The organism is Myxococcales bacterium (assembly GCA_016703425.1).
GTDB lineage: Bacteria > Myxococcota_A > Polyangia > Polyangiales > Polyangiaceae > JADJCA01.
Genome location: JADJCA010000022.1, coordinates 57467 through 69251 on the forward strand (window position 1 = coordinate 57467; position 11785 = coordinate 69251).

General features: G+C 68.9%; 8 protein-coding genes. 3 read left to right on the forward strand and 5 right to left on the reverse strand.

The window, feature by feature from the left end; genetic code table 11:
• Positions 1–17 precede the first annotated feature (17 nt).
• From IPG50_31325 to IPG50_31335, 3 genes are all read right to left on the reverse strand, one after another.
• Positions 18–1523, reverse strand: a complete 1506-nt coding sequence (locus IPG50_31325; protein ID MBK6696647.1) for a serine/threonine protein kinase — start codon at positions 1521–1523, stop codon at positions 18–20.
• A gap of 146 nt (positions 1524–1669) precedes the next feature.
• Entirely contained in the window at positions 1670–2182 is a 513-nt protein-coding gene (locus IPG50_31330; protein ID MBK6696648.1) for a hypothetical protein, read from the reverse strand.
• A 253-nt stretch (positions 2183–2435) separates the two neighbouring features.
• Complete coding sequence (locus IPG50_31335; protein MBK6696649.1) at positions 2436–3650, reverse strand: MFS transporter; 1215 nt, start codon at positions 3648–3650, stop codon at positions 2436–2438.
• Between the two features lie 348 nt (positions 3651–3998).
• Here IPG50_31335 and IPG50_31340 point away from each other — a divergent pair, with 348 nt between their 5' ends.
• Together IPG50_31340 and IPG50_31345 are read left to right on the forward strand one after the other, a co-directional pair.
• The gene (locus tag IPG50_31340; protein ID MBK6696650.1) at positions 3999–5909 is read left to right on the forward strand and encodes a PAS domain S-box protein; all 1911 of its coding nucleotides are present in this window, start codon (positions 3999–4001) and stop codon (positions 5907–5909) included.
• An 849-nt stretch (positions 5910–6758) separates the two neighbouring features.
• Positions 6759–8048, forward strand: a complete 1290-nt coding sequence (locus IPG50_31345) for an aldo/keto reductase (protein ID MBK6696651.1) — start codon at positions 6759–6761, stop codon at positions 8046–8048.
• 58 nt (positions 8049–8106) lie between these two features.
• On the opposite strand, the gene IPG50_31350 is transcribed toward IPG50_31345, so the two are convergent.
• Complete coding sequence (locus tag IPG50_31350; GenBank protein ID MBK6696652.1) at positions 8107–9705, reverse strand: TIM44-like domain-containing protein; 1599 nt, start codon at positions 9703–9705, stop codon at positions 8107–8109.
• Entirely contained in the window at positions 9702–10322 is a 621-nt protein-coding gene (locus IPG50_31355) for a hypothetical protein (protein ID MBK6696653.1), read from the reverse strand. Before IPG50_31355 ends, IPG50_31350 begins: the two co-directional genes overlap by 4 nt.
• 619 nt (positions 10323–10941) lie before the next feature.
• On the opposite strand from IPG50_31355, the gene IPG50_31360 reads away from it, so the two are divergent.
• Complete coding sequence (locus tag IPG50_31360) at positions 10942–11628, forward strand: SDR family NAD(P)-dependent oxidoreductase (protein MBK6696654.1); 687 nt, start codon at positions 10942–10944, stop codon at positions 11626–11628.
• The last annotated feature ends 157 nt before the right edge of the window (positions 11629–11785 follow it).

Genomic DNA, 11785 nt, shown 5'->3' on the forward strand with positions numbered 1-11785 from the left:
AGAACCCCCGCGACGACTCAGAAGGTCTTGGCGAGCGGCCGATCGCAGTGCCCGTCCTGCCAGACCATCCCGAGAGGGCAGCAATGCCCGTTCGAGAGGACCTCGCGCGGGCCGCAGGAATTGACGGGAGGCGCGCTCGCGGCGCTCGACGGCGAGGCCTTTGGGTCGACGCGCTTCGGGGTCGAACGCGCCGACGCCGGCGCCAGCGGCTTTGCGGAGGCAACCTCGGGCATCGCCGCTTCCGTCGTCGCTTCCGGCGCCGCTTCCGTAGAACGCGAGGCCGTCTGCGCCGTCCGCAACACGGGAGGGGTCGGCGGGTCGGCCACCTCGCGCGTGCGCGGAGGCGATGCCATCGAAGCGGACACGGACGGCGCCGGGAGCGGCACGGCCGGAACCGGAAGCAAGAGTGTCCCCGCCGCGGCGCCCCCGACGAGCGCGAGCGCGCCGAAGAGAACGAGGCCACTCTTCGCCGACGACCGCGACGGCGCGGAGCCCGACGGCGATGGTGATGTCGGCGCGGACGGCGAGCGCGACTCGGCGGGTACCGGCGTCGGCTTCGTGCCGCGCGAGGGATCGGTCGGCCGACTGCCGCGCGACGGCGTGGACTGAACCATCGGCGGCTCCAAGCTCGTCGGCAGCGCATCGCGGACCGCCTCGAGGGCTTCGATCATGAGCTCCGCCGACGCGTAGCGGTCGTCACGTTCAATCGTGAGCGCCCGAGCGACGACTTCGTCGAGCGCCTCGTTCACCTGCGGGCGCAGGGTACGAACCCGCGCCGCCGGTTCGGTCACGATGCGCACGGCGGCCGCCGCCGCGTGGGGCGCGAGGTGCACGGGCCGCCCCGTGAGCATCTCAAAGAGCGTCGCGCCGGCGGCCCACACATCGGCGCGGCCGTCGATGTCGCGATCCGAGAGGACCTGCTCGGGCGCCATGTAGAGCGGCGTGCCCACGATGGAGCCGGAGCGCGTGACCGCCGACTCGGCCACCTCGTGAAATTTGGCGATTCCGAAGTCGAGGACCTTGAGCGACTTTCCGCCCTCGGCGCGCTCGACGAGAAACAAGTTCTGCGGCTTGATGTCGCGATGCACGATGCCGGCGCGGTGCGCCGCACCGAGGGCCCGAAGCAATTCGAGCGCGATGGCGACGGCGTCGGCTTCCGCCAGCGGCCCACCGCGCATGGCGGCGTGAAGGGTCTCGCCGCGCAACAGCTCCATCACCATGTAGAGCGTGCCGTCGTCGCTCTGCCCCAGGTCGAAGACCTCGACGATGTGCGGGTGGCCGATGAGCCCGGCCGCTTGCGCCTCCTGCGTGAAGCGCCGCACCGCGTCGGGGCTGCGCGCCGGATCGGCGGTCATCACCTTGACCGCGAAGCGCCGTTGAACGCCTGTGTGAACCGCCTCGTACACGGCTCCCATGCCGCCGGTACCGAGGAGCCGCTCGAGTCGGTATTTGCCGGCGACGACGCTCCCGATGCGCGCCGATGCGCTCGCGGGGTCTAGCGACGAGGGGACCTGGGTGACCAAGGCGGTGACCCGAGTGTATCTCCGCAGCGGGTGTGCAGGGAAATGCTAGGGAGAAGCTCGCCTGATCGCGCGCGCCCCCGTCACCGCGAGCGCGCAGCGCGCAGCGCCGGGCTCCCCCAACTCCCGGCGTCCGACGGCGTCGCGGATCAGCCCATGGCGCCGTCACCGCCGGGCGTTTCCTGCGGCGGCCCCATGGAGGCTTCATCCTGCCCCGCCGGCGCAGCAGGCGCCGGTGCGGCCGGTTCTCGCGGCGTCGCGGCTGGCGCAGCCGCGCGCGGCGCCGTCCCATTGAGAGCGCCAATGAGCGACGTGAACGTGTTCAGGATCGTCGGCAGCGCTGCCAAGAAGTCGTTGCCTCCCTGCTGCTGCGGCGCCGGCTGTGCTTGCGGCTGCGTGTAGAGCCCGGGCGGCGTCGCGACGGGCTGAAAGCCGCCGAACGCGCCCTGCTGCTGCACGCCAGGAAACCCGGGGGCTGCGCCGCCGTTGGGGTCGACGAAAATCGGTGCGTTGCCGAGCGGAGCACCGGTGCCGAAGGGATCGGTCATGCCCGGGGGCTGGGCGACGCCGACCTCGGGTGCTCCCCCGAGCTGGCCTTGGAGTGTCCTCAGCGCAATACCTCCGCTCACGGACTCCAGGTCATCGAGGTTGAATTTTCTCACGTGTTAGCCCTCCGCAGTTCCTGGGTGCAAGGCACCGGCCAGGTGGATCGCTTGGCCGGGCCCGATCGATCCGGCGAGCGCGTGCGCGGAATGCCCACCTTTTTTCAGCACCAACCGGGTGGCGCCGCTCGCGCTCGCGTGGGCCGGAGGATCCCCTGCAGACCAAAATGTCTCGCCGGAGAAACTCCCAAGCGTCGCCCCGAACGTTCGTCTCTCGGCGGATGCACGCCTGCGAGAACGAGAACGAGCGACCTCAGGCCTGCGAGCCCTCAGCGGAGACGCGCTCGCGCGCCCCGTGATGACGCGGGTCGTCGGCGCGCCAGGCGATCGAGAAGATGACGAAGAGGCCCCAGAGCGCGGAGATGTGAAACAGCATCGCCTTGCCGCCATTGGCCGCGAAGATGTAGCTCGAAATGCGCGGCCCCAGCAGCATGCCCGCCGCGTAGAACGCGTTGTAGATGCCGTTGGCTCGACTGAGCTCGCGCGGTTCGAGGACCAACCCTTGAAGCGCCAGGCTGAGAGGCGAGATGCACGCCAACGTCGCGCCGGCGATGAAGATCGCCGTCGCCATGGCCGAGTACGCGTCGAGGAAGACGAAGGCGAGCACCGTCATGCCGCCGATGGTGCCGAGCACACGCATCGAGAGAAGGTGCCCGAAGGCGTCCCCGATGCGACCGGCGACGTTCGTGCAAAGGAGCATCCCGGCGGCGAAGAACGCGGGCACGAGGATCGTTCGGTCGCGCGCGATGCCCTTGTCCTCAATGAGGAAGAGCGGCAGAAACAGCACCGTCGACGCCTGAAAGTAGCCGTACGCGAAGGTGGCGAAGCAGGAAGCGCGGATGCGGCGGAGGAGCGCCAAGGCCGGCACCATGGGCGTCGAGGCCGTTTGCGTCGCGCTCTCGTCATCGCCGTGCACGAGGCCCGGCTCGAGGCTGACGGCGCACACGAGGGCGGCGGCGAGGGCCAACGCGCCGGCGATCCCGAACGCGTAGGTCCACGGGAGCACCGCCGCGAGGCCGCGCGCGAGGATAGGCCCGGCGACGTACCCGACGGCCATGGCCACGGCATAAAGACTCATCACGAACGCCTTGCGCTTCGCGTCGGCGCGCGCGAGGAGCGCCGTCTCGGAGCCGACCCAAACGCCCACGGAGAAGACGCCGTCGAGCACGCGAGCCGCTGCGATCGCCGTAAACGACGTCAGGTGTGGAAACAAGGTGACGACCGTCGCGTAGCCGGCGAGCGAGGCCACGAGGGTCCACTTCGGCGAGAAGCGACGAACGATGTGCCCCGCGGGGATCGAGAAGGCGACGATGCCTCCTGCGAACCATGCGGCCAGAGAGCCGATGTCTTCTTTGCCGAAGTGATGCGCGTCGAGGTGCAGGGCCGTCAACGCGATGGAGATTCCGTAGCCAACGCCCAGGAGAAGCGTCGCGGCCAGGATGGTCCTGACGTTTCGATCACGGAGCACTTCGCGCACGGGGCCGGCAGACTAGAGCGTTTCACTGCCTCACGACGTCGAAATCGGGCCCGCGAAGGGGCCCGCGGCGCGGGTCGATTTCGGCGGAATCGAGCGGGTCCGCTCATCCGGAACGGATGGCCCCGATCGAGGGGCCCCCGCGATCTGAGGCGATACGGGGAGTTGCGAGCGCCGCGACGAATTGCGCAGCGAATGGCCGTTCCCCGTTGATGCGGCAGCCAACGAGGTGAAAGGCTGTGAAAGCTCCGTGTTCGAGGAGAGAGGGGGACGACGATGACAGCGAAAGATGCAGGTGAGGCTCCGCGCGCGAACGTCGCGACTCCGACGGCCTCGCGACGCATGTCTGGCCCCCTGGGGATCACGTTCTTCCGGCTCGTCGCGGAGCACGGCTCCGACATCGGCTCGCTCCACACGCGCGACGGCTTGTGCGTCTTCGTCGCGCCGTCGGTTACGCGCGCGTTCGGTTGGCCTGAGGATCAATTTCAAGGCCGGCCCCTTCGCGAGCTGGTTCACCACGACGATTGGCCTCGCGTCGCCGAGGCGCTCGCCGTCGAAGGCGAAGCGCTGGGGCAGGTCACCTATCGCCTAAGGCTCCCGAGCGGCGAGACCACGTGGGTCGAGACGCTGACGCAAGCGGCGCCCAACTCGGGGCGCGATCAGCTCGTCGTGTGCATGACGCGAGACATCTCGCACCACCGTCGCGCCACCATGGCCCTCGAGGAGGGCGTCTTGGCCCTGGCCATGCGGCAGCCCGATGGCGTGCTCGTCATTCAGGACGGCCGCATCCTTCACTCGAACCCGGCCGCGTTCCAGCTCCTCGGTTTGCCAACGGAGGCCGCTGTGCAGCGGCGACGTTTTGCTGAGTTTGTTCACCCCGACGATTCGGCACGCGAGGGCGAAGAGCTCACGCGCATCGCGCAGCTCGGCACCGTCTCGGCGGTCCACGACCTCAGGTTCGTTCTCCGTGATGGCACCACGCTCACGACGCAGACCTACGCCATGGGCGTATCGTTCGGCGGCGCCGCCGCCGCGCTGCTCGTGGTGCGCGACAAGCCGAAGCTCGACACCCAGGCCATCATCGCCGACCGGCTCCGTTCCATCGGCGCCGTCGCGACGGGCCTCGCGCAGGAGCTCGCCGCACCGGTAGCGCTCCTCTTGGCGAGCCTCGATGTCCTCGCGAGCGAGGAGGCCGACGCGGACGCGTCCGCCGCGAAGGCAAACGCGCTCGCGCAGGCGACCAGCTCGGGGGACCGCATCTTTCAGGCACTCCGCTCGCTCCGCTCGTTCTCCCGCGGCGACGAAGATCTGCGCCGCACTCTCGACGCGCGCGACGTCGTCGACGCTGTCCTCAACGTCGCCGACGGACGGCGCACCGCGACCACGAAGCTGGTCCGTGACTTCGCCGAGAGCCCTGTCTTCGTCAGCGCCGATCAGGCGCGCCTGTCGCAGGCGCTCTTGAACCTCGTGGCCAACGCCGTCGACGCCGCCAATGAGCGGCCCGATGGCGAGGTCCGCGTGTCGGTTCGGGCCACGACCAAGGGCGGAGCACTCGTCGAGGTGTCGGACAACGGGCCCGGCATCCACGAGAGCACGCTGGGGCGCGTCTTCGAGCCGTTCTTCACGACCAAGCCCATCGCCACGGCCGCCGGCTTGGGGCTCCCGATCTCGCACGCGATCATCCGTGCCCTCGGCGGACGCCTCGACCTCGAGAGCGCCCCCAAGGCTGGGACCATCGCCATCGTCCAACTGCCGCCGTGCGCCGCACCAGAGGGACGCATGTCGCTCACGCAACCGCCGGCGTCGCGAGCCACGATTCGCGTGGCCCCGGCTCCGGCCCCGCCTTCGGCGACGACTCGGGCGCTGCCCCGCGTGTCGCCGGCAGGCGAAAAGCCGCGCCTGCTCGTCATGGATGACGACGTGCCGCTCGCCTCGACGCTGCAGCGGCTCCTGCGGCACGAATACGACGTTGTCGTCGAGACGTCCGCAGAAGCGGCGCTAAGGCGCATCGTCTCCGGCGAGCGCTTCGATATCTTGTTGTGCGACGTCATGCTCCCCGGCATGAGCGGCATCGCCTTCTACGATGAGCTTCAGCGCATCGCGCCGGCCATGGCCCTGCGCGTCGTCTTCGTCACCGGGGGCATGAACACCCCGGGCACCCAGGCGTTCCTCGAGGGGTTGCCGAACCCGTGCATCGACAAGCCGTTTTTGCCTGACGATCTCCGAAGGCGCCTGCGCGAGCTCAATCGCTGAGCGTGCGCCGTCACTCGAAGCCGCCACGCGGCACGGGCGCCGGAGCTGCGCTCAGGGATAACAAGCGCCAGGATGACTCGGACAGATGCACGCCGCCTGTGCGGCGGTGAGGCAGCGGCGTGCCTCCAAGAGGCATGTCTCTCCGGCGGGGCACGCGCTGACGCCATCGTTGCAATCGCCAGCGCTGAAGGGCAAGGGCAAGCAACGCCCAGACACCGGCCGGCACCGCGCCGTCGGTCGCCGCCGCGTCGGACGCGTCGACGGCGGCTGCCGCCGCCATCGCCAGCGGCGTCGCCTGCCGCGTCCGGGGACGCGTCGACCGACGAGGCATCGCCGGCGTCTGCGTCGGGCGGCAGCACGACGGGAACGACACCGGCGAGATCGCACTGGGCGAACAAGCCGCAGGCGAAGCTCCCCTCGGGATCGCACGCCACCCCAATGGGCCCGCACGCGCCTCCGTCGGGCGTCGCCGTGCCATCGGGCAGGGCGGCATCGGGCACCGGGCTTGCCTGGTCAAAGACCGAGCCGCCCTCGAACGCGGTGGCGTCGCCCCCCGAGCCAGCCTCCGACACGGGCGGCCTCACGGTCGACGCGTCGGGGCCGTCGGTAGCGGCTTCGGGCTCGTCGCCTGCGGTGGCGCATGCGACGGCCGCCCAGAGGGACAGACCGACGGCAAAGAGGCGCGTTCGAGGCGAAGACGTGAGCGACCGCATGGGCAGCCTTGTCGTTCGCGCGCGCGCTCGCGTCAACGGGGGACACGCGGCCCTGGCGCCGTGACATCATCGAGGCCGTGCGCGAAGCGGAGCCGGACGGCGCCGACCGCTCGTCTGCACCAGGAGAACGACGCCCATGAGCGATGACAAAGAGAAGCGCGGCGTTGGACGACGAAAGCTGCTCCTGGCGTCGGCGGCAGGCGTCTCGGTCGCGGCGGCCACCGCCGTGGGTCTCAACTACCGACGCATCTGGGCCCGAAAGGACCTGCCGCTGCCCGTCATCTCCGACCGACCCGGGATGGTCCGCACCGAAGACCGGGTGAAGCAACGCCGAACGCTCGGCCGAACCGGCCTCGAGGTTTCCGTCGTGAGCATCGGCGCCGGTGGCCTCGAGGGGACGGCACCCATCTTCCGCGCCGTCGACAAGGGCATGAACTACATCGACACCTCGGTCTGTTATGGCGACAGCGAGCGCGTCATCGCGCGAGCCCTGACCGAGCGAGCAACGCTGAGAGACGAGCTGCTCATCGCGACCAAGTGGGATCCCGGCGCCGCCTCGACCAAAGACGAGATGCTCCGGTCGCTCGACAAGAGCCTGCAGCGGCTCGGCGTCGATCGCATCGACATCATGCAAGTCCACTGGCTTGGCGGCGGCCACGTCAGGCCCGACACCGGCTTCAATCGCCTGGACAACGAGGCGCTTTACGCGGCGATGGACGCGGCGAAGCAGAGCGGCAAGGTCCGCTTCTTTGGCGCGACCTCTCACGACGGCAACCGGAGCAAGATCCTCCAACACGCCATCGACAAGAACGCCTTCGACATGATCCTCGTGAAGATGAACGTGCTCGACTTCGCCGAGGCGGGTATTCCGGCGCTCCTCGCCAAGGCTCGCGAGAAGAACATCGGCGTCGTGGTGATGAAGTCGCAGCCGCTTGCGGGCCGCATTCCGCCGGGCTTCGAGCAGAGTCGGTGGTCCGTCTTCCAGGCCAACTTGCGGTGGGTCCTCTCCCATCGCGAAGTCACGAGCGTCGTGCACTCGGGCACGGGCGTTGACGCCGATGTCCAAGACCAAGCGGCGAGCGCCGTGCAAGAGGAGTTCGGCCAGAACGACTCTGACGCGCCGCTCTTGGAGCAATACGCGGCGGCCCTCAGCCCCGACTATTGCCGCGGCTGCGGCGATGAGCGGCCTTCGTGCACCGACGCCTGCCCCGCCGGCGTCGCCATTCCGCACGTGCTCCAGTTCGCCATGTACGACCGGGACTACCATTGGCCCGTGCGCGCGCGAGAGCACTACGCCGCGTTGCCGGTGGCGGAGCGCTGGAGCGACCTGTGCACCGGCTGCACGCGCTGCACCGAGGCCTGCCCTCACGGCGTCGACGCCGCGAAGGGCATTCGCGACGCCAAGCTTCGCCTCGGGAGCGCTTAAACCGGATCGACCTCGGGCGCGGTGCCAGTGCCGTCGAGGGCCGTGCGCGAACAGGCGATCAGCCGCGATAGACTTCGTCTTGTTCGATGCGCGAGAGCACCCAGTCGAAGGCGCCCGTCGTGACCTTCGTCGAGCAATACTCGCAGTGACCGCTCATGTTCAGCTTTAGCGGCGCGCCGCAGTGCGGGCACGCGTTCTCCGGCTTCGACGGTCCCTGGACGCCGCGGCCGCGCAAGAACGTCCAGTACTCCGAGTAGAGGCGCTCCTTCTGACGATTGCCCGCGACGACGCGGCCGTCGTCGTCGGAGATCGTGTAGTCGAGGCTCCCGGCGAAGACGCGGAAGGTCACCGAATCGAAGAACGCGTCGTCGGTGACGGCGGCCAAGTCGGTCCGAAGAACGCGGGCGTTCTCGGTGATGTTCCGGAGCCGCTGGCGCCGGTATTCCTCGATCCAATAAGCCTGCGTCGAGAAGAGCGCGTCGCTCATGAGCGGCCGCATGGCGCTTAGATCGCGCGAAGCCCACGCCTTTTGGAAGGTGTTGAACGTTTGCACGACGCGCGCCGGCAGATCGATCTGCGGGTCTCGCTCCGTGAGGGCGCGATAGCGGCCGTGCGCCTCCGGGTCGACGATGGTCGGAAAGTCGGTACCAACTTCCTCGACGGTCGTCGTGAGGAGCGGACCGCGGGCCTCGCGCGCGCGCTCTGTGTACGAGGTGGCGACCCAATCGAAGGCCCCCTGCTGGGTCACGTTGGAGTTGCAATGCTTGCAGACGCCGCCCACGACCATGTCGAGCGGCGCGCCGCAGTTGGGGCAGCCGATGAGTCGTGCCTTGTCGGGCGTTCGAGACCGCGCGCCGCGGGCTCGCTGGAACCACAGCTCGTCTTCCGCGTAGACGGCCGCGCCTCCGACGTCGTAGTTGACGGTGAAGGCGACGCAGACCTCGACGGTTTCGCTCGACTCCACGTCAGACGTCGACTCGAGCGCGACGGCGCCCACGATGACGCTGCGAATGTCGCCGCGCGGCTGACTCTGCAGCGCGGCGAGGACCGCGGGTGCAAGGTACGGCGCATAACGAGCGAGGGTCCCCTGCCCCTGCGCCATGCGAACTTCCGTGTAGAGCGCCACGAGGAAGTCATCGAAGAGCGCGAGCGAGAAGTTGGGATCGTAGACGCGCAAGCGCTCGAGCTCGCGGCGCGGGGCGCGGTCTTCTTCCACAGCGCCCGCCGTCTCCCAGCCGGGCGCCGGCTTCTTCTTCATGAACAGCGCCCAAAGGACGACCGCGGCGAACGCGAGGAAGAAGAGGGCGACAACGGCACCGACCGCGATGCCCGCGCCGCCGCCGCCGCTCTCGGCGCCACCGCCGGAAGAGCCATAGGAGCCGCTCGGAAGGACGACGACGCCACCGCTCGAGCCGCTTGAGCCGCTTGAGCCGGTCGATCCGCTCGAGGAGCGCGACGAGCCGGAGGAGCCGCTGCCCGTCGAGCTGCTGCCCGTCGACCGACTGCCGCTCGACGAACTGCCGCTGGAGCGGCTGCCGCTGCTGGACGAGCTGCGGCTGCTGCCGCTGAAGGAGCTACCGCCGCCGGGCCTGGCGACGGCCGTCACGTGAGCGAGGAGGATAAGGGCGAGGAAGAGACACGAGAGAATCCGTCTCACGCCTTCACCTCGGGCGCATCGGGGAGTTCGTTGACCTGGCCGCGAATCCGCGGGTGCTCTTTTGCGAGCATCGGCGCCATGGCCTTCAGCGCCGCAGCGAACGCATCGACGTCGTTCTGGGCGACCGCCGCGTCGAGGGCCTGGGTCTGCTCGGCGAACGCGGCACCGAGGGCCGACGTGTGCACTCCCGTGTCGGCAACCATGTGGGCTTGGCGTTCGAGCAGCGAGACGTAAATGAGGATGCCGGTCCGGGTGCGCTTCCTCGCGATGCCCGACTCGACAAATTGGGCCCGCGCCGCTTCAAGAGTCCGACCTCGAAGCCGCTTGCCCGGCACGAGCACGCGCTTGCACGCCGGGATGCTCGCGAGCATCGAGCCACCGAGGAACGCAAACAGCGTCTCGAGCGGCATGAGCGCCTCGTCGAGCGGCGCCGGGTGAAAGATGAGAATGCTGATGGTGACGATGGCGAGGAAGACGCCAACCAGGTAGTCGACGTCGCGGTAGGCGTCGGAGCGCCCTCGCACGGCCACCACGACCTCCACCGACGACGCGTCCTCGACGGCTCGAACGGCCTCAACAACAGCGTCCTTCGCCCTTGGCGCGAGAAATGTGCTCACGGGGCGCAGAGTACGCCGAACGGAGCGGCGGGGGCGCCGCTCGACCCGCTCAGATTGAGAAGGCGATTGCGCCATCGGCTCCGCTGAATTTGCCCCATTCGAGAAACACCCGCCGCGCATCCTGGCGTTCTCACGGTAATTTTGCAGCGGCACAGGACCTGCAGTCGCTTTAGTCATCCTTCGCTGCTTTTCTTCCCGGTCACTTCGTCCGCTTCGCTTCCTCAATCCCCTTAGGTCTTCGCTTAGTTCGCGCATGGTCCTCCGCTTAGTCCTCCCTCCGCTTAGTCCTCCTCCGCTTAATCCTCCGCTCCAAGTTCCACGCCGAATCGCTCGGCGCCCCTTCCGCGCACGTCCCACTTCGCGACGATCTTCCGCACGTTGCTTCCTTCCGCCTCCTCTGTCCTTTGCTTCTCCTCCGCTTTCGCTCTGACCTTCGCTTATCGCTTGCGCTTACCTTGCCTTGTTGACTCCGCGCCTCACCGTCACTCCGCCACTCCGCCACTCCGCACGCCCGAGGGCGACAACATGACCAAGGAAAGGGGGGGCCCCCGAAAGCGGGGGCCCTTTCCGTTCCAAGCGACGTTGCCACGCGTGACCGCCGCACCTAAGAACGTCGGTCATGAAGCACACCGTTATCGTCTGTGGACACGGGCCCGGGATCTCCGACGCGGTCGCGCGCAAGTTTGGCCGCGAGGGCCATCCTGTCGCGCTCGTCGCGCGCAGTGGCGAACGCCTCAAGGCAGCGGCGGCGGCGATGACCGCCGCGGGCATCAAGGCCCAGGCGTTCCCGTGTGACCTCGGCAACGTCGAGGCGGTTCGAGGTCTCGTGCGCGAGGTCCGCGCCGCGTTGGGCCCCGTCGGCGTGGTCCACTGGAATGCGTACGGTGGCGGCGCCGGCGACCTGACGACGGCCCCGACAGCCGAACTCCGCGCGGTGCTCGACGTCACCGTCCACGGCTTGCTCGCCGCAACGCAGGAGGCCCTCCCCGATCTCAAGGCCAACAAGGGGGCGCTCTTGGTCACCGGCGGCGGGTTCGCCTTCTACGATGCGAGCGTCGACGCGGCCGCCGCCCAGTGGGGCGCCATGGGCCTCGCCGTCGGGAAGGCTGCCCAGCACAAAGTCGTGGGCCTCCTCCGCGAAAAGCTCACGCCGCAAGGTGTCTTCGTCGGCGAGGTCGTCGTCCTGGGCATGGTGAAGGGCACCGCCTTCGACACCGGCAACGCGACGCTCGAAGCTTCGGCCATCGCCGACAAATTCTGGGAGCTTGCCCAGGCGCGCACCACGAGTTCGGTTAACTTCGGTTGACCGAAGCGTCGGCCACGGCGAACGAGCGCCGAGTGCGAACCGAACCGAACCGAACGTAGTGCGCGAGGCGCGCATGGCTAGAGGGCACGCGAGACTTACGCCCGCCTCCGGAGGTAGGTCGCTCGCGACTTGCCAACGGCCGGGAGCTCACACGCAA